This is a genomic window from Pseudomonas sp. MIL19 (assembly GCF_028680365.1).
GTDB lineage: Bacteria > Pseudomonadota > Gammaproteobacteria > Pseudomonadales > Pseudomonadaceae > Aquipseudomonas > Aquipseudomonas spirodelae.
The window spans coordinates 73,864-92,164 of the sequence record NZ_JAPPVG010000011.1; the positions used below are offsets into that span (position 1 = coordinate 73,864).

General features: G+C 59.0%; 14 protein-coding genes and 1 pseudogene. 10 read left to right on the plus strand and 5 right to left on the minus strand.

The features are described 5' to 3' along the window. Positions 1–5: 5 nt before the first annotated feature. From N1078_RS10245 to N1078_RS10255, 3 genes are read left to right on the plus strand one after another with little or no spacing between them, the layout of a single operon-like run. The gene (locus N1078_RS10245; RefSeq protein ID WP_274088070.1) at positions 6–1,610 is read left to right on the plus strand and encodes a hypothetical protein; all 1,605 of its coding nucleotides are present in this window, start codon (positions 6–8) and stop codon (positions 1,608–1,610) included. Continuing rightward, positions 1,611–2,444 (plus strand): hypothetical protein, encoded by an 834-nt coding sequence (locus tag N1078_RS10250; RefSeq protein ID WP_274088071.1) that lies wholly within the window; start codon positions 1,611–1,613, stop codon positions 2,442–2,444. Positions 2,445–2,483: 39 nt separating this feature from the next. Next, complete coding sequence (locus N1078_RS10255) at positions 2,484–2,924, plus strand: TM2 domain-containing protein (protein ID WP_274088072.1); 441 nt, start codon at positions 2,484–2,486, stop codon at positions 2,922–2,924. Between the two features lie 291 nt (positions 2,925–3,215). Here the strand turns inward: N1078_RS10255 and N1078_RS10260 are convergent. Then, positions 3,216–5,994: pseudogene (locus N1078_RS10260) on the minus strand (putative bifunctional diguanylate cyclase/phosphodiesterase). 327 nt (positions 5,995–6,321) lie between these two features. Here N1078_RS10260 and uvrD point away from each other — a divergent pair. From uvrD to N1078_RS10280, 4 genes are all read left to right on the plus strand, one after another. Further along, positions 6,322–8,511: a DNA helicase II gene (uvrD, locus tag N1078_RS10265; RefSeq protein WP_274088073.1), complete on the plus strand. Its 2,190-nt coding sequence runs from the start codon at positions 6,322–6,324 to the stop codon at positions 8,509–8,511. Positions 8,512–8,543: 32 nt separating this feature from the next. Further along, complete coding sequence (locus N1078_RS10270) at positions 8,544–9,653, plus strand: TRAP transporter substrate-binding protein (RefSeq protein ID WP_274088074.1); 1,110 nt, start codon at positions 8,544–8,546, stop codon at positions 9,651–9,653. Between the two features lie 178 nt (positions 9,654–9,831). Beyond that, on the plus strand, positions 9,832–10,674 hold the full coding sequence (locus tag N1078_RS10275) for a Tim44 domain-containing protein (RefSeq protein ID WP_274088075.1): 843 nt from the start codon (positions 9,832–9,834) through the stop codon (positions 10,672–10,674). 139 nt (positions 10,675–10,813) lie between these two features. After that, entirely contained in the window at positions 10,814–11,182 is a 369-nt protein-coding gene (locus tag N1078_RS10280) for a VOC family protein (RefSeq protein WP_274088076.1), read from the plus strand. Positions 11,183–11,186: 4 nt separating this feature from the next. On the opposite strand, the gene N1078_RS10285 is transcribed toward N1078_RS10280, so the two are convergent. After that, complete coding sequence (locus N1078_RS10285; RefSeq protein ID WP_274088077.1) at positions 11,187–11,780, minus strand: hypothetical protein; 594 nt, start codon at positions 11,778–11,780, stop codon at positions 11,187–11,189. Between the two features lie 131 nt (positions 11,781–11,911). Between N1078_RS10285 and N1078_RS10290 the strand changes: the two genes are divergently transcribed. The 3 genes from N1078_RS10290 (at position 11,912) to N1078_RS10300 (ending at position 15,769) form a co-directional block, all read left to right on the plus strand. Further along, complete coding sequence (locus tag N1078_RS10290; RefSeq protein ID WP_274088078.1) at positions 11,912–12,322, plus strand: SMI1/KNR4 family protein; 411 nt, start codon at positions 11,912–11,914, stop codon at positions 12,320–12,322. Between the two features lie 271 nt (positions 12,323–12,593). After that, positions 12,594–14,939 (plus strand): autotransporter family protein, encoded by a 2,346-nt coding sequence (locus N1078_RS10295; protein ID WP_274088079.1) that lies wholly within the window; start codon positions 12,594–12,596, stop codon positions 14,937–14,939. After that, complete coding sequence (locus tag N1078_RS10300) at positions 14,939–15,769, plus strand: alpha/beta hydrolase (protein ID WP_274088080.1); 831 nt, start codon at positions 14,939–14,941, stop codon at positions 15,767–15,769. The genes N1078_RS10295 and N1078_RS10300 overlap by 1 nt, the downstream gene beginning before the upstream one ends. Before the next feature lie 16 nt (positions 15,770–15,785). On the opposite strand, the gene N1078_RS10305 is transcribed toward N1078_RS10300, so the two are convergent. The 3 genes from N1078_RS10305 to N1078_RS10315 all read right to left on the minus strand — a co-directional run bounded on the left by N1078_RS10305 (position 15,786) and on the right by N1078_RS10315 (position 18,261). Continuing rightward, positions 15,786–16,463, minus strand: a complete 678-nt coding sequence (locus N1078_RS10305; protein ID WP_274088081.1) for a Fe2+-dependent dioxygenase — start codon at positions 16,461–16,463, stop codon at positions 15,786–15,788. A gap of 180 nt (positions 16,464–16,643) precedes the next feature. After that, a complete protein-coding gene (locus N1078_RS10310) occupies positions 16,644–17,291 on the minus strand; it encodes a GntR family transcriptional regulator (protein ID WP_274088082.1) in 648 nt (215 codons plus the stop codon). A 199-nt stretch (positions 17,292–17,490) separates the two neighbouring features. Further along, positions 17,491–18,261 (minus strand): SDR family NAD(P)-dependent oxidoreductase, encoded by a 771-nt coding sequence (locus tag N1078_RS10315; RefSeq protein ID WP_274088083.1) that lies wholly within the window; start codon positions 18,259–18,261, stop codon positions 17,491–17,493. Positions 18,262–18,301: the final 40 nt, after the last annotated feature.

Genomic DNA, 18,301 nt, shown 5'->3' on the forward strand with positions numbered 1-18,301 from the left:
TCAAGATGGAAGATTTCAGCTTCAATGCGCTGATGGCTTTGGCCCTGGCCAACAAACTGGTGACAGGTGCGGTGATCTCCACCCTGCTGTCGGCACTTCTGATCAAGGTCTACTGGGACAAAGTCGGCTATTTTTTGATGCGCGTATGGCACGGTACCCCAGTGATTGGCACCGTAGCGCGCCTGGCCAGCGGCAGCACCAGCACCGACCACAAGAAGTGGCTGCTTAGCGAAGCTTCGCTATGCAACAACTACTACGACTACTACCAGGACGTTGGGGACAAAAGCTCCGACTACTACAACAAGTGCGAGTCCTACCTAGACACTATCGGTGAAGGAGACCGCCGTGAGCGTCCGATCTGGGTGCTGGTGCTTATCTTTCTGCTGATTCTCTTTGAAGCCGTAGGTTTCGCCTATGTACTGGTGCCTTTTATTAACCAGAACCTGTCATCCAATGACCAAGCCTATCTGGGCTGGATGGCCGCATTTCTCCTGTCGATTATCTCCGCAGGCTTTGCTGAAGCTGCAGGCCGGGCAATCCATCACAACTCACTGGTTAACAAGGCTCGCCACTGGTGGGAAGGCGATCAGGATGAGAATAAAGTCACTCCGCTGAAACAAGTGCAGCCGGGTGTACGTATCAAAGAAACCGAGAAGGACGAAGGCGGAAAGGACTACAACCGTATTCTGGCGCGCATCGTTACCAATCAAACCGTAACCCCACGGCATGGCTGGATCGTCGGCTGCGCCCTAGTGGTCATGATCATGGCCTGTGCAGCGTTCGGTATACGCGCTTATCAGCTCAAGAGCATCGAAACCGAAATGGTTGGCAACCCGAGCGTGTTTGCCGAGCAAAGCTACGAAAGCAGCGCCAGCCCCTTCGAACTGCCGGAGGACTCCGCAGCAGTGAACCAGGAAGCCAGCGACAGCACCCTGACTGACAAAATGGATGCGATTCGCAGCGCCTCGCTGATCACCTTTGTGGTGCTCTCGGTCATCTACGTCGCTATCCAGGCAGTCAGCGTATGGCTAGCGTCGATCTTCGGCTTCGCCGGGGTCGAATCGAAGAAGGCCTGGGAATACACCCACAAATTCAACAACGCCGTTGAGCTTGAGCGCTGGATGGAAAACCAACGCGGCAAAATCGCTGCCCATGCCGACCACAAGCTACGCATGCTGCAAATGAAGCTATCCAAGCGCACAACCACAGACAGCAATGTACAAGCAGCCCTCAAAGGCGCTCACGGACGCGACTTCAATGCCTATGTACTGCGCATGCAGGAAGAGGCTGGCACCCATCGATCACAAGCACAACCGAACCTGCCAAGCGCTGCCAAAGTCCAGCCAATAAGCCCTCCGGCACAGCCAACTGCAACCCCGGCAGCAATAGCCCAACCCACACCAGCAGTGTCTGAAATACAGGCGGAGAGCCCCCCACCAGCAGTCGAAGCAACCCTGGCGGCTGACCACAACGCGCTGCGCAGCAAAGATCTGACCGCCTACAGCGACGAGCAGCTGGGCACCATCTGCCGAGCCAAAGGCTATGACCTGGATGCCGTACTGGCGCTAAGGGCTGAACAACAGCTCTTGAAAGACTTTGAAGAGGTCTAAATGAAACTCAAGGCCCTTTCCGCCTTGCTCCTTTGCCTACCTGCACTCGTGCAGGCAGGCGGCGAGCGCAACGACATTCCCGACTGTTATGGCTATGCCAAGGTTAACGAGTTTCGCCAACCCGGCTCAGGCCGCGAACTGACGGTGATAGTCGACCAAACCATTCCGATGCCAGACAGTATCCAGAAAACCGCCTGGGGGCAGATCAATCGCTTTGTTGCACCTGGCGATAGAGTTCGCCTGTACAGCTTTTCGGCCTTTCTACCTAACCAATTTATGCAACTGCGTTTCGCCGGAGAGCTGAACCAACCGCTCGAAGGCAAGGTGCGCGACAGCATCGGCATGCAATCACTGCGTAGTTTCGATAAGTGCGTAGCAGAGCAGCAAGCCTTCTTTCGCAAGAAGTTTGGCCAGGCCTTCGTCAGCAGCCTGCGCGAAGCATCGGAAGATATTCCGCGCAGTGAGATCTTCCACTCCTTGCGCGACATAGGTGAAGACCTGGCGCGCCAGCCGGCCGAAGAACGGGTAATCCTGCTGCTCTCTGACATGTTGGAAAACAGTGATTTCGGCAGTTTCTACGCCAACAACCGTATCCGCGATTTGCAACCGCAGGGCGAGCTGAGGCGGGTTAGCGACAAGCAACTGTTTGCTGATCTACAGGGTGCAAGGGTCTATGTCGCCGGAGCAGGCTTGGTAACCAAAGATGTTAAGCAAGCCTATCGCTCTGGTAAAACCATGGAGTTGCTACATAGCTTTTGGAAAGGCTACTTCGAAGGTTCTAACGCCAACCTAGTAGCTTTTGGTTCACCCAGTTTGAATATCGACCTGAAATAAGCTGTGCATCACATCCACTCCCAAAACAAGGAATGCACCATGAAAGGCAAGATTCTGGATTTCAATAGCAATAATCGCACTGGCGTCATCAGTGCCGACGATGGTAATCGCTATAACTTCGATATGGGTCAATGGAAAGCTAGCGTACTGCCAAAGAGCGGCGCCAAGGTAGACTTCTCAGTAAACGAAGGTGCAGCCGCAGATATCTATCAAGACCAGGCCGCCTCCGGTTCTTCGAAAAAAATCCCTGCTGCCATTCTGGCGTTTTTTCTTGGCGTTTTTGGTGCACATAAATTCTTTCTTGGTTATAACAAGCAAGGCGTGATCATGCTGTTGACTTTCATCTTCGGCTTTATACTACTGGGCATTCCATCGATGGTAATTGGTGTAATTGCATTCGTTGAATTCATCATGTATTTAATAAAATCGGATGATGAGTTTGAAAATACTTATGTAAATGCCTCTAAACCCTGGTTCTAAAAATAGCTCCTTAAAAACCATAGAAAAGATTTACTTCCTCGATAAAACTGGTGCAGTTTAATATCGCCAACTACCAAACTGAGCGGCATGCTGCTCTCAACATGAGAGCAGCAACTTCACCTAAAAAAACATCCATCACTCGATAACGCCTAGAAATAAATCTATTTGCCTGACCAAGTAGTGTCGATGACTATCCGGAAGACTCGGCAAGTGGAGTCTGGAGTTTTGCCAAAATCATGATGCCTTTTCAGCGCTCTCCTAAACCCAGCTAGGACGTCTTTTTAGAGCGCCTCAAAATCTGTCGTCCTGCTCACGCAACAACTGCGCAAACTGCTCGGCCGGCACTGGCTTGCTGATCAGGTAGCCCTGAACCTCATCGCACTGGTGGCTTTTTAGAAAGTCCAGCTGCGCCTGGGTTTCCACACCTTCGGCAACCACCTTGAGCTCCAGGCTGTGGACCATGGCGATGATCGCGCGGGTGATCGCGGCGTCTTCACTGCCGGGCGTGAGGTCGCGGATAAAGGTTTGGTCGATCTTGACGTAATCCACTGGGAAGCGCTTCAGGTAGCTCAGCGAGGAGTAGCCGGTGCCGAAGTCGTCAATCGCCAGCTTGACCCCCAAATCGCGCAATTGCTGGAAGGTACTAATCACACTTTCGACATTATCCAGCAGCTGGCTTTCGGTCAGTTCTAGCTCGAGAAACTGCGGATCCAGCCCGGTTTCCTTTAGCACCTGACGCACCAGGCTGAGCAGGTTGCCTTGGCGCACCTGGTGCACCGAAAGGTTCACCGAAACGCGAATCTGCGCCAGGCCTTCGTCGCGCCATGCACAGGCTTGTTTACACGCCTGACGCAACACGAACTCGCCAATCGCACCGATCAACCCGGTTTCTTCGGCCAGACCGATAAAGTCGCCCGGCGGCACCAGCCCCAGCTGCGGATGACGCCAGCGCACCAAGGCTTCGGCGGCCAGCAGGCTGTCATCCGCCAGGCCCAATTTGGGCTGGTAGAACACCTCCAACTGGCCTTCTTGGATGCCTTTGCGCAGCTGATTTTCCAGCTGCAGACGCTCCAACGTGCAGGCTTGCAGGTTGTCGGTGAAGAACTGGAAGGTGTTACCCCCCAAGTGCTTGGCGTGCTGGGTGGCCATATTGGCCTGACTGATCAGCGCGGAAATTTCCCGCGCGTTGTCTGGCAGCAAACTAATCCCCAGCGAGGCACTGACCACTAACTCATGGCCGCCAACCGTCATGGGCACACGCAATTTGCTGAGCAGACGACTGGCCAGGCGCGCCAGGCTGGAGAGGCTGCCGTAGGCGTCGATGAGGATGGCAAACTCGTCACCGGACAAACGCGCCAGGGTGTCGGCCTCCGGCACTGCCTGAGTCAGGCGGCGGCTGACCTGCCGGAGCAGCTGGTCAGCCACTTCATGACCGAGGCTGTCGTTGAGCAGTTTGAAGCGATCCAGATCGATGTGCAGCAAAGCGATGCTGCGCCCATTCTGCCGCGCACGCTGGCTGGCCTCATGCAACCGCTGCTTGAACAGGCTGCGATTGGCCAGGCCCGTCAACTCATCATAGTGAGATAGGTAGCGCAGTCGCTCCTCGGCCTCGCGCCGCGAGGACAGGTCGGCGAAGAAACCGACGATATGACTGACACTGCCGCGCGCATCGCGCACCACATTGAGTTGCAGCCACTGCGGATACAACTCGCCGTTCTTGCGCGTTTCAATCAACTCACCGCGCCAGCTACCCCTGCTCTCTAACTCCAGACGAATCATCTGGTACTGCCGGCGGCTATCACCACTGTTCGTCAGGCTGATCGCGCTTTTACCGACCACCTCGTCCTGACGATAACCGGTGACCTCACTGAAGGCCTGATTGACCGACAGCAGGCGGTAGTCGGGATCGAGAATCACGATGCCTTCACTGGCGGCTTCAAACACCGTGGCCGCCAGTTGCTGCTGCTGTTCGTGCAGCTTGCGCGTGGTGATGTCGCTGCGCGTACCCAGCATGCGCAGCACACGTCCCTTGGCGTCGCGCTCGACAGCGCGGCCACGGTCGGCGATCCACACCCAATGGCCCTGTGCATGTTTAATGCGGTATTCGACCTGGTAATCGTCACTGCGCCCCTTCATGTGCTCGACCAGCGCGCGGCGCAGCACCGGCAGGTCATCCGGATGCAAACGCGGCTTGAGGTCGCGCAGCATCACCTGCACGTCATGCGGCTCCAGGCCGAATATCTCCTTGAGGCGCGAGTGGTGCACCTTATCGCTCTGCAGGTCCCAGTCCCACAGGCCCAGCTCGCTGGCCTCAATGGCCAGGGTCAGGCGCGTGCGGCTCTTGCTCAGCGCGTAGGTGGTTTCATCCAACTCAAGCGTGCGCTCAGCCACGCGCATTTCCAGGTCATCATGGGCATGGCGCAATTCACGCTCGGCGCGGCGACGCTGTTCCACTTCATGCACCAGCTCGCTGTTGAGCCCCTCGGCCTGGCGCTTGGCGTGCTCCAGGTTGCTGATCAACGCCTGATTGTGGAAGCGCTGCAGCAAGCTGCGCTGTACCAGGCGGTTGACCTGCCAGGCGAGCACCAGCAAGGTCAGCAGCAGGATGCTGGCAAGCAGGCCCCAGCCCTGTTGTAGCGCATTGTTGCTAAACAGCAGATAGCCCATCGAGGGCAGCAGACAGGGCAACGCAAAGGTCAGAAAAGCCGAAAAACTGATGGCGTAAGCCACGCTGGCAGAGAGAATTGCCGCCGCAATCAGGCCATAGACCAGGGCCTGCAGGTAAAACACATCGGCAGGCACCAGGGCGATGGCAGCAAACGCCAGGGTCAACCCGGACGCACCGGCCCCAAGCAGGAACAGGCGCCGCCAATAGCGCTCGGCCTGGCGGCTGGGCAAGGCATGGTTGAATGCACGCACCTGCACCAGGCGCAGCACGGCCAGAATAACCAGCCAGACCGACCAACCCACGAGCAACAACGGCGGCAGCCCCCCCCCACAACAGGAACGTGCACGCCATACCGCTGAGCAGCATAAACAGAGTCGGCACCCGCGAGCCCTGGTAGAGCATACGGGTGCGCTCGGCAGCAATATCAGTGGCAAACAGCTGAGTCACTTCCGGGCCGGAAGTCGCTTTTAAGCCATTTAAATCAGTCAATGGGATCGCAGAAGTCATAGGCGATTTTCTTATAATGGTTGCCTAAATATCGGCGCAGCATACCCGAGCTAGACGCATCGCCCAAGCCAGAAGTGCACTCACACACAGGGTAAATAGCTGACTTCTGCCGCGTCCGGCCATACCCCGACTGCGCCCGTTGAGCTGACTCACCAGTCGTCCAAAACAATCGGCGTGACAGCCTGGTTTGCCCTGCCCAGCTGCGCCCCCTAGAATGCCGCGATGCAAAATGACCTTGATCAGCGACTCACCTCCCTCAACCCAGCCCAACACCATGCGGTTACTACGCCGCCTGGCCATCAGTTGGTGCTGGCCGGTGCCGGCTCCGGCAAGACCCGCGTGCTGGTGCACCGTATTGCCTTTCTGATTCAGCGGCTGGACGTCTCGCCACACAGCATCCTGTCGGTGACCTTTACCAACAAGGCCGCCGCCGAGATGCGCCATCGCATCGAAGATGTGCTCGGGCAGAGCCCGGCCGGCATGTGGGTCGGCACCTTCCACGGCCTGGCCCATCGCCTGCTGCGCGCGCACTGGCAGGAAGCCGGCCTGGCCGAGAACTTCCAGATTCTCGATTCCGACGACCAGCAACGCATCGTCAAACGGGTGATCCGCGACCTCGGCCTGGACGAGCAGCGCTGGCCGCCCAAGCAAGCCCAATGGTTTATCAATGGGCAGAAGGATGAAGGCCTGCGGCCGAAGAATATCCAGCCCGGCGGCGACCTGTTCCTCGCCACCATGTTGAAAATCTATGAAGGCTACGAGGCGGCTTGCGCACGCGCTGGGGTGATCGACTTCTCCGAGCTGCTGCTGCGTGCCCTCGACCTGTGGCGCGACAAGCCGGGCCTGCTGGAACATTACCAGCGGCGCTTCCGGCATATTCTGGTGGACGAATTCCAGGACACCAACGCCGTGCAGTACGCCTGGCTGCGCTTTCTCGCCAAAGGCGGCGAAAGCCTGATGGTGGTCGGCGACGACGACCAGTCGATCTATGGCTGGCGCGGGGCGAAAATCGAGAATATCCAGCAGTTCGACAGCGATTTCGCCGGTGCCGAGATCATCCGCCTGGAGCAAAATTACCGCTCCACTGCGAACATCCTCAATGCCGCCAACGCGCTGATCGCCAATAACCAGGGCCGCCTGGGTAAAGAACTGCGCACCGATGTCGGCGACGGCGAGCCGATCAATCTGTACGCCGCGTTCAACGAGCACGACGAAGCACGCTACGTGGTCGAGACGATCGAAGACGCCCTGCGCAAGGACGGCCTCAAGCGCAGCGAAATCGCCATTCTTTACCGCTCCAACGCCCAGTCGCGGGTACTCGAAGAAGCCCTGCTGCGCGAGAAAATCCCGTACCGCATCTACGGCGGCCAGCGCTTCTTTGAACGTGCTGAGATCAAGAACGCCATGGCCTACCTGCGTCTGCTCGACGGCCGTGGCAACGATGCGGCGCTGGAGCGGGTGATCAACGTGCCGGCGCGCGGCATCGGTGAGAAAAGTGTCGAGGCGATTCGCGAATACGCCCGCGCCCATGATGTGTCGATGTGGGGCGCTATTAACCTGATGGTTGCGGCCAAAGCCCTGCCAGCCCGCGCCTCGGGTGCCTTGGCCGGGTTTATCGAGTTGATCAACAACCTGTCGGCCAAAGCGCTGGACATGTCCCTGCACCTGATGACCCAGACGGTGATCGAGCAGAGCGGGCTGATCGCCTATCACAAGGCCGAAAAAGGCGAAAAAGCCCAGGCCCGTATCGAAAACCTTGAGGAGCTGGTCAGCGCCGCACGCACCTTCGAGAACAACGAAGACGACGAGCTGAGCCCGCTGCAAGCCTTCCTCAGCCACGCGTCGCTAGAAGCTGGCGACACCCAGGCCGCAGAAAACGAAGACAGTGTGCAGCTGATGACCCTGCACAGCGCCAAGGGCCTGGAATTCCCCCAGGTGTTTCTGGTGGGCATGGAAGAAGGCCTGTTCCCGCACAAGATGAGCCTGGAAGAGCCCGGCCGTCTTGAGGAAGAGCGCCGCCTGGCTTACGTCGGCATCACCCGCGCCATGAGCAAGCTGGTGATTACCTACGCCGAAACCCGCCGCCTGTATGGCAGCGAAACCTATAACAAGGTGTCGCGCTTCGTCCGCGAGATTCCGCCGCAGCTGATTCAGGAAGTGCGCCTGAGCAACAGCGTCAGCCGGCCGTTTGGCGCGGTGAGCCGCAATATGGGCGGCGACAATATGTTCGCTGGCAGCGCCGTGCCGGACACCGGCTTCAACCTCGGCCAGCGCGTGCAGCATTCGCTGTTTGGCGAAGGCACCATTCTCAATTTCGAAGGCTCCGGCGCGCAGGCGCGGGTGCAGGTTAATTTCGAGAGCGAAGGCAGTAAGTGGCTGATGCTCAGCTACGCCAAGCTGGAAGCGCTGTGACCAACCGTCCATTCAATTCATAAGGAACCCCAATGATCCGCCGCCCCCTGCTGCTCGCCAGCGCCCTGCTCGCCGCCCTTGGCCTGAGCGGTTGCAAGGAAGAAGCCGCCACCTCGCAGGCAGCAGCAACCACAGCTGCCGCCGGGTCGCCTGCCGCAGAAAACTTCCAGTGGAAGATGGTCACCGCCTGGCCGAAGAACTACCCCGGCCTGGGCACGTCAGCCGAGCGCTTGGCCGAGCGGGTCAAGACCATGAGCAATGGCCGCCTGACCATCAAGGTGTATGCCGGTGGCGAGCTGGTGCCGCCGCTGGAGGTGTTTGACGCGGTGTCGCGCGGCACCGCCGAGCTGGGCCATGGCGCGGCGTATTACTGGAAGGGCAAAGTACCGGCTGCACAGTTCTTTACAGCGGTGCCATTCGGCCTGTCGACGCCAGAAATGAACGCCTGGTTAAGCAAAGGTGGCGGTCAGGCATTGTGGGAGGAAGCCTATGCCCCGCACGGCGTGAAGCCGCTGGCCGTGGGCAACACCGGCATGCAGATGGGCGGCTGGTACAACAAGGAAATCAACTCGCTGGATGACCTCAAAGGCCTGAAGATCCGCATGCCCGGCCTCGGCGGCGAAGTGCTGAGCAAGCTCGGCGCCACCACCGTCAACCTGCCCGGCGGCGAAGTGTTCACCGCCCTGCAAACCAACGCGATCGACGCCACCGACTGGGTCAGCCCCTATAACGACCTGGCCTTTGGCCTGCACAAAGCGGCCAAGTTCTACTACTACCCGGGCTGGCAGGAGCCGCAGGCGGTGCTGGAGCTACTGATCAACCAGAAGGCCTTCGATAGCCTGCCGGCTGATCTGCAGGCGATCCTCACGGAAGCCACCCGCGCGGCGAACCAGGACATGCTCGACGATTACGTCTACAACAACGCCCTGGCCCTGGATCAGTTGAAACAGCAGGGCACCCTGCTCAAGCGCTTCCCTGATGAGGTGCTCGCCGCCATGCAACATGAAAGCACCGTGGTGCTGGGCGAGCTGGCCGGGCAAAACGAACTGAACGGGCGTATCTGGGCCTCGATGCAAGCCTTCCAGGCCCAAGCCAGCCTGATGCATCAGCTGTCGGAGAAAGAGTTGTACAACTGGCGCTAACGCCCAGTATCTCAAGCCTGCAAGCGCAGCCCCTGGGTTGCGCTTGCGGTTTTCGCCACAGTTCGCCCGCCACTTCAGTGCAGCAAGGCAAAAGCCGGAAACATTCTATGGCTAGCCAGCGCTAACCACGCCGGGCAAGATGCCGCGCGTAGATCCAATAACCAAGAGACAGCCAATCATGCAGCGTTTCCTTAGCATTGCCCTGGCCATGTGCCTCAGCGTCGGCCTGACCATGAGCTTCGACGCCGAAGCCAAGCGCTTTGGCGGCAGCAAATCCTTCGGCTCCGCGCCAAGCCATCAAGCACGTCAAGCGCCAGCCCAGCAATCGGCGGCTCCGGCAGCTGCAGGTCGTCAACCGGCTGCAGCCAGCGGCGCATCGCGCTGGTTAGGCCCATTGGCCGGTATCGCAGCAGGTGGTTTGCTGGCGTCGATGTTTATGGGTGACGGCTTTGAAGGCCTGCAGATCATGGACATGCTGATCTTCGGCTTGATCGCCTTCCTGCTGTTCCGCTTCCTCGCCGCACGCCGTCGTCAGGCCGGTCCAGCGACCGCCAACGGCGCGCCGATGCAGCGTGAAATGCCTGCAGCCCCTGCCTCGATCTTTGGCGGCAGCAGCGCCGCTGCCGCGATCAAGCCGGTGATCAATGCACCAGCCTGGTTTAACGAGCAGAGCTTTGTCAGCGCTGGCCGTGAGCACTTCCTCAGCTTGCAGCAGCACTGGGATGCTAACGAAATGGACAAAATCGCCGAATTCGTTACCCCGCAGCTGCTGGAATTCCTTAGCCGCGAACGTGCTGACTTGGGTGATGGCTTCCAGTCCACCTATGTCGACGATCTCGACGTGCAGCTGGATGGTGTCGATGACCTCAGCGACAAAACCGTCGCCACTCTGACCTTCACCGGCGTGGCCAAAACCTCGCGCTTCGACCAAGGCGAAGCGTTCAGCGAAAGCTGGCGCATGGAGCGTGCGGCCGGTGACAACCAGCCATGGCTGGTCGCGGGTATCCGCCAGAACGGCTAACACCAACTGCAACACCGAAAACCCGGGCATGCCCGGGTTTTTTCTGCACGCTCATTCAGCAAACAGATGGGCTGGCGCCGGATTCACTCTGAGCGCAAGCTGAGCGCTGCCTAAGCATCATCACCACGAGGATTGAGCAATGATCGGATACGCAATGGTCGGCACCGCCGATATGGAAAAAGCCAAAGCCTTCTACACCCCGCTGCTGGCCGAAATGGGTGCCAAAATCGTCATGGATATTGGCCGCGCCGCGTTCTATGGCGTTGCCCAAGGCCAACCAATGTTTGCCGTATGCGTGCCCTATGACAAGCAGGCACCTAACCCAGGTAACGGCAATATGGTCGCCTTGCCCGGCGGTTCCCGCGAAGGTGTCGACGCGCTATATGCCAAGGCCATCGAGCTCGGCGCAACCAGCGAAGGCGAACCCGGCGAGCGCATGCCTGGCTTCTATGGCGCTTATTTCCGCGACCACGATGGCAACAAGCTGGCCTTCTTCCACATGGGCTAACGCCTTAACCCGGATCGACAGGTGTGCCCGGCGGCTTGGCCGCCGGGACCGGTTGCAAGGCCTTATCGCTCCAGGCCTGAATCTCTTCACTGCGCTTACGGCTGTTGAGCTGCGCCCGATCAATCACCTCCTGGTAATCCGCCAGCCAGCTACGTGAGCCCGGCAGCATATTGGCCAGGTCGCGCATGCCCACCTTTAAACCTTGCATCACCTGCTGATAGTCACGTTCTTGAGCCTGCAACACCTTGCTCACTTGAACGATGCTGTCAGGGTTTTCCGCGCGCTCGAACAAACCGGTCAGCTGCGAGGCTTGCTGACTGGCCAGTAACGCTTCCAGATTACTCAGGGCGGTTTGCTGCACCGACAAGCGTTGCTCAAGCGTTAGCACCTGCTGCTCCAGCGCCTCGATACGCGGTGCATCATCAGCGCTGAACAGGCTGTAGATATTCAGCCCGGCCGAAATAAGCATAATGGTGCCGAGCAGCGCGGCCACGCCAATAATGAAAAGGCGATTACGTTTGCCTGCCGCGGTCAGCAACTGCAGCCGCTGCTCCTCACTGATGACGCCGTCTTCAGACGCTTGCGTTGGGCTTTTCATGACTAGACCATTTAGTGACGTTAAAAAATTGACGACCACCTGAGCTGGACGATAGCACTTTGCCAGCTTTTTGCTTAGACCCGTCTAGGGTATAAGACGCTCCCGTATTACCTGCAAAAGAGACAACGCCCGTGGAAGAAGTCATCGAACAACTGCGCGAACTCAACGAACCCGTGCCGGTGCCGCTGGAACTTCCGGAAGAAGAAGTGCTGGTGGAGATCCAGGAACAGATCCTTATCCACCTGCCCTATGCCCTGCGCGAATACCTGCTGCAGGTCAGCGATGTGGTCTACGGCCGCTTTGAGCCGGTTACCGCCGCCGACCCGCAATCGCACACCTACCTGCCAGAAGTCGCCGCCACCGCCTGGTCCCTCGGCGTACCGCGCGAGTTTGTGCCGCTGTGCGAAGACCACGGCAACTACTACGTGGTGGAAGAAGACGGCACCGTGCTGCTGTGGGAAGCCGACACCGGCGAAATCAACGAAGACGAAAGCTGGGAAAGCGTCTGGCACTGGGTGCGCGACGTTTGGCTGGAAAGCTGAACAGATAAAACAAACATCCTCCATCGTCACGGGCCGCAACGGCCCGATTACAACGCCGCAGGCGCTAACTGACTGATCTGCTTAAGCGATGAGTGGCCGCTGAATCGAGAACCTGATTCAGCCCACCGCAGCCCGGCATGTGGCCAACAAACACTGATTGCAAATGGCCACCTGCTTCGCCAAAATCCTTGCCATTCGGCCAACTGCCAACTGCCAACTGGTTAACACTTACCAAAGTGCAGGCGCTTAACGATCAGCACAAGGAATCAATATGACGTCCGTGACCCTGCACAAATCCCTGCTGGCCCTGGCCATTGCTGCCGCCCTACCATCCATTGCCGCTGCAGATGTCACCTGTGTCAGCGGACCTAGCTGCCATATCTTCAACATGAACCACTCGCTGGTAAGCAACCCATTAGGCGTTATCATTTCTGGCGGCCTTGAGGGCATGTTCATCAACAACTCGACCATCACCACCTTGGATAACAGCGGCACTATCGAGGGAGCCGAAATTGGCCTGTACAACACCACCTCCTCGAATATCACCACCTTGGACAATAGCGGCACTATCTCCGGCACTTTCTATGGTCTGTTCAACACCTCCTCCTCGAATATCACCACCCTGGACAATAGCGGCACTATCGAGGGAGCCGAAATTGGCCTAGCCAACAACCAATCGACCATCACCACCCTGGACAATAGCGGCACTATCTCCGGCACTTACTATGGCCTATTCAACAACCAATCGACCATCACCACCCTAAACAACAGCGGCACCCTCTCCGGTAGTACCGGCTTAAGCAACGAGCAAGAATCGACCATCACGACCTTAAACAACAACGGCACCATCTCTGGCAGCAGCACCGGTCTTGCATCCGACTTTGCAACTATCACCACCCTGAATAACAACGGCACTATCTCCGGGCCGACAGCTCTGCGCCTACTCGTTCTGCGGAGCGCCATGACCATCAATAACAGCGGCGATATCCTCGGTGGATCCCCCAGCAGCTATGCCATCAACGCCCAAAGCGCCCAGCAGCCCATCACCCTGAACTGGAGCGATGGCCTGATTCGTGGCGGGATGCGCGGATTGGCAGCGATTAATATCACCGGCGATGTGGTTTATGACACCCTTTACAGCTACGGCACTATCAATCTGGCCAACGCTGCCAGCCTGACTCTGGAACAAGACCGTATCTCACATCAGGGCAACCTGACCCTGGGCGACAACGCCAAGCTGGAACTCTACCTGAGCAGCGCCACTCCCTTGGCCAGCGGCACGGGCGACGGCAATGCGATTGTCTACAACGTTCAAACAGCCACTTTCGGCAACGGCTCACAGATCGGCCTGAACCTGCGTGGTAACGATTTTGCCGCCAATCAGAGCACGTACACCCTGCTGTCCAGCACAGGAATTGTGGACAATGGCCTGAGCGTGGTCGCCCGCGATTCGGCGCTATTACGGGTCGACAGCTACTCCGTCAACGACGGCGGTAACAACAAGGTGCTGGCCACCGTCAGCACCGTCGACGAGTACAACTTTATCGGCAACACCCCCAATGCCCAAGCGGCTGGCGGTGCCATCTTGCCGCTGCTGTCCGGCATGGCCAGCAGCAATCCCAATAACCCCGTGCTCGATGCGTTGGCCGGTGATGCCGATGAAGTGGCCAAGGTGACCGAACAACTGGTTCCTCAGGTCAACGGCGCCAGCCTTCAGGCCGCCTATGGCCTCGATAACACCGCCAACAGCAATGCCAACCAGCGCACCCAGGGCTTGCGTGGTCAGTCGTCCGGCGACAGCTTCAAAGATGCCGGCCTGTGGATCAAGGCACTAGGCAGCCAGGTCGAACAGGATCGCCGTGACGGAATCGAAGGCTTCGATGCCAACCTGTCCGGTCTGGCCATCGGCAGCGATGCCAAGGTGACCGATCAGTTGACCCTAGGGTTGGCCTACAGCTACCTGAACAGCGACATTAGCGCCGACGGCGGCAACAAAGCTGAGGTCGACGGTCACGCCATCACCCTGTACAGCGGCTTTGAGCAAGACGCTTGGTTCCTCGACTCCAGCCTGACCTTAGGCCTCAACCATAACGACAGCAAACGCTATATCGCCGGCACCACGGCCGAAGCCGATTACGACAGCCAGATGGTCGGCCTGAATGTACTTGGCGGCTACGGCTTCAAACTGGACAACGGTGTGCTGCTAGAACCACGTGCGGCGGCCCGCTACGCCCGTGTGGACATCGACAGCTTTACCGAAAAAGGCTCAATCGCTGCCCTGCGCGTAGAAGACCAGCGCTATGAAGTGGCCGAACTGGGTGCTGGCCTACGCGTCGCCGGTAGCCTGCCGCTGGGCCAAGGTACGTTGCAGCCAGAAGCCAAGGTGATGGTTTACCACGACTTCGCCGCCGACCAGGTCACCAACACGGCCAGCTTCACCTTCGGCGGTTCGCCCTTCGTGGCCAACGGTGCCAGCCCAGCGCGCACTCGCTACGAAGCGGGCGTGGGTGTTGACTACAAGCTGGCCGCCGTCACCCTCGGCCTAAGCTATGACTACACCGGCAAAGAAGACTTCAGTGCGGATACCTTCCAAGCCAAGGTGCGTTACGACTTCTGATGAAGGCGTTTCTGGCAGGCTCAGCACGAGGCGCGCTACTACTGCTCGCCACACTGCTGGTTGCCTGCCAAGCGCCGCTCGGCCAGTTGCAAGAACTGGCCAGCGCGAATGGCCGGCAGGTGCAAAACCTGCCCGGCTCACCGTTCCCACTGGTCCTGGCAGGGCCGCGACAAGCAGTTAACGGCAAGCGCCTGCGCATTTATATGGAAGGCGACGGCCATGCTTGGGCCACGTCCAGTCAACCCAGCCTTGACCCCAGCCCGCGTCACCTGCTGGTAGCCGAGCTGGCCTTTGCCGACTCAGCCCCCAACCTCTATCTGGCACGCCCCTGCCAGTTTGTCAGTGCCCCAGCCTGCAACATCACGCTCTGGACTAGTCGGCGCTATGCCGAAGAAGTCGTGCACAGCCTCGACCAAGCGCTGGATCAACTCAAGGCGCGCTATGGCAATCGCGACTTCGAGCTGATCGGCTATTCCGGTGGCGCTGCGTTGGCGCTGCTGCTGGCCGTGCGCCGTGATGATATTGCCCGGGTACAGACCCTGGCCGGCAACCTCAGCCCACGCCGCTGGACAGCGCGGCTCAAACTAACGCTGCTGGACGGCTCGCTAGAACCACTGGATCAGCGTGAGCGCCTGGCACTCATACCTCAGCGTCATCTGCTGGGCGACGAAGACCGAGTGATACCGCAAGTGCTGCTCGATGATTATCGGCGGGCGTTAGGCCCTGCCAATTGTCTGCAAGCCGTCATCCTGCCGGGAGTCAGTCATGCAGAAGGCTGGCGGCAAGCCTGGGCAAATTGGCGCGAACAACCGTTGAACTGTACTCCCTAGAGCGCAGACGCAGGACTCAGATGTCCGCCCATTGGCGCACTAGGTTGTGGTACACGCCGCTCAGCTGCAACACGCTAGCGTGACCATTTCCCAACTCACGAGTTAACTGCTGAACACTCTGATCCAGCTCGAACAGCAAGCGCCGCTGCTCGGTATCACGCACCATGCTCTGTAACCAGAAGAACGCACACAAACGTGTGCCCCGCATCACCGGGCAGACCTGATGCAGACTGGTCGAGGGGTAAAGCAACAAATCACCGGCCGCCAGCTTGATGCTATGCGTTGCTAAGCTGGCGACGATTTCCAACTCTCCGCCTTCATATTCGTCAGCCCCGCTGAGGAACAAAGTGGCTGACAGGTCCGAGCGCAGCATCTCGCCACCGGCCAACCGCTGCACCGCATTGTCCACATGCAGGCCATAGGCTTGCCCGGTCTGGTGGCAATTAAAACGTGGCGGCAGCACCCGGCGTGGCAGCGCGGAAGACATGAACAGCGCATTACTTTCCAGCGCAGTGAGGATCATCTGCCCAATCTGCTGCGCCTCGACACTGTCCAGGGGCAATTGCAGATTGTTCTTTACCAGCGCCGACAGCGGCCCAGCGGTTTGCCGGCCGTCCATCCATTGCGCGCGCTGGAGAAGCTCGCGGCACTCAATAACCTGTTGCGGGGTTAGCACCCGAGGGATATGCATCATGGGAATTAGCTCTTAGCTCTGCGCACTGTCGGAGTGTGTTCAGGGTTAGTAAATACGAAATCCGCAACCAGCCGGCAACCATCTTTGGCCAGTTCAATGGCCACATTGCTCCCGGTTACAGCTCAAACCTTTTTCTCGCAGCAGCAGAAGTGCACCAGTGCCGCGGCCGGCTACTCAGCGCTAGCCCTTCTCGAGATCCAGCAGGTTAAGCAGAAAGCGCGCGAAGTAGTTCAGGTCCTGCTCCATGGCTTCACGCGCCGCTTTTCCATTTCCCGCTTCGATGGCACTGAAGGCGTCTTCATGAAAGTCGTTGAGGCGCAGCGACAGGTCAGCTTCGGTGAACAGTCGATTGAAAAACGGCCCGACTTGCAGCCACAGCGACTCGATGCTGCGCAGCAGCACTGGGTTACCGCAGGCGCTGTAGAGGTGCAGGTGGAACTGGCTGTTGGCATCCAGATAGGCCTGAATCTGCCGCTGCTCGATGGCTTGATCCATACGCGCCACACAACCGCGCAGCTCAGTCAGGTCAGCGGGGGTCAGGCGCGGCGTGGCCAGCTCTACGGCCAGGCCTTCAAGGGCTATGCGCACCTGAAAAATCTGCTGGTAACGCTCACGGGTCATCGGCGGTACGCGCACCGAGCGCTGCGGCTCGCCTTCCAGCGCGCCCTCGGCGACCAGGCGCTGCAAAGCGGCGCGTACCGGCATCGGGCTGGTGCCCCATTCAGCGGCCAGATCACGGATTTTCAAGCGCTCGCCGGGCTGGAAACGCCCAGCCAGCAGGCCTTCACGAATACGTTGGTAGAGTTGATCCTGCAGGTTGTCGGCCATGGTTCAGCAGCGTCCTTGTGCCGGCGGTGCAGGGAGTTGGGCGAGGGTCAGCGAGCAGTTATGCATGGGGTTCTCCGAAATTCAGGAAATTGGCCTGAGTGGTGCTGCTAGAGGCAGGCTAGGCGCAGGGTTACTGGAAAAACAGTCAATGAGCATTTTCGAGTATCCCTGCAACAACGCCTGACCGACGCAAAAGCGCTCAGGGGGCTTTGTTCTCGATCAGGCAGTTACCGCCATCCACCACGATAACCTCGCCGGTGATATAGCTGGCCTCGCGCGATGCCAAAAAAGCCACCGCAGCCGCCACTTCCTCAGATCGTCCGGCGCGGCGCATAGGTGTGTACTCGGCGGCGTGGCGCTCTTCCTCGGTACTGGAACCAGTAGCAATCCAGCCCGGCGCGACGCTATTAACCGTAATGCCTTGCTTGGCCACCTCCAGCGCCAGGCCCATGCTCATACCGAGCATGCCGGCCTTGGCTGCGCTGTAGGCCGCCTCACCAGGGTTGCTGCCACGGGTGCCGGTGGTAGAACTGATATTGACGATGCGCCCGTAGCCGCGCGCACGCATGCCCGGCAGCACAGCGCGGGTGAGCAGAAAAGCAGTGCCGAGGTTGCGCGCGATGGACAAGTTCCAGGTCGCCAGGTCCATATCCGCCAGCTCGGCGAACGGCTCCGGGCTGCCTTGCATGGCCATGCCAGCGTTGTTCACCAGGATATCGATCTGCCCCCACTGTGCCTGTGCCCAGTCGAGCAATTCAGCGACCTGCTGTTCATCGGTCAGGTCCGCAGCCTTGGCGCGTGCGTCTATACCTTCTGCACACAGTTCAGCGGCGCGTTGCTCGACCCGCGCACTGCTGGCCGTCAGCAACACTCGCGCCCCGGCACAGCCCAGGCGGCGGGCAATCGCCAGGCCGATGCCCGATTCACTGCCCGCACCGCTGATCAGCGCGACTTGCTGTTCAAAGACCATTCTTCAACATCCCGTGATCACAAATATGGGATTAATCTAG

Excerpts from the sequence above, each read along its gene's own strand:
- N1078_RS10245 (WP_274088070.1), top strand. The coding sequence starts at position 6 with ATGGAAGATTTCAGCTTCAATGCGCTGATGGCTTTGGCCCTGGCCAAC.
- N1078_RS10250 (WP_274088071.1), top strand. The coding sequence starts at position 1,611 with ATGAAACTCAAGGCCCTTTCCGCCTTGCTCCTTTGCCTACCTGCACTC.
- N1078_RS10255 (WP_274088072.1), top strand. The coding sequence starts at position 2,484 with ATGAAAGGCAAGATTCTGGATTTCAATAGCAATAATCGCACTGGCGTC.
- uvrD (WP_274088073.1), top strand. The coding sequence starts at position 6,322 with ATGCAAAATGACCTTGATCAGCGACTCACCTCCCTCAACCCAGCCCAA.
- N1078_RS10270 (WP_274088074.1), top strand. The coding sequence starts at position 8,544 with ATGATCCGCCGCCCCCTGCTGCTCGCCAGCGCCCTGCTCGCCGCCCTT.
- N1078_RS10275 (WP_274088075.1), top strand. The coding sequence starts at position 9,832 with ATGCAGCGTTTCCTTAGCATTGCCCTGGCCATGTGCCTCAGCGTCGGC.
- N1078_RS10280 (WP_274088076.1), top strand. The coding sequence starts at position 10,814 with ATGATCGGATACGCAATGGTCGGCACCGCCGATATGGAAAAAGCCAAA.
- N1078_RS10285 (WP_274088077.1), bottom strand. The coding sequence starts at position 11,780 with ATGAAAAGCCCAACGCAAGCGTCTGAAGACGGCGTCATCAGTGAGGAG.
- N1078_RS10295 (WP_274088079.1), top strand. The coding sequence starts at position 12,594 with ATGACGTCCGTGACCCTGCACAAATCCCTGCTGGCCCTGGCCATTGCT.
- N1078_RS10300 (WP_274088080.1), top strand. The coding sequence starts at position 14,939 with ATGAAGGCGTTTCTGGCAGGCTCAGCACGAGGCGCGCTACTACTGCTC.
- N1078_RS10305 (WP_274088081.1), bottom strand. The coding sequence starts at position 16,463 with ATGATGCATATCCCTCGGGTGCTAACCCCGCAACAGGTTATTGAGTGC.
- N1078_RS10310 (WP_274088082.1), bottom strand. The coding sequence starts at position 17,291 with ATGGCCGACAACCTGCAGGATCAACTCTACCAACGTATTCGTGAAGGC.
- N1078_RS10315 (WP_274088083.1), bottom strand. The coding sequence starts at position 18,261 with ATGGTCTTTGAACAGCAAGTCGCGCTGATCAGCGGTGCGGGCAGTGAA.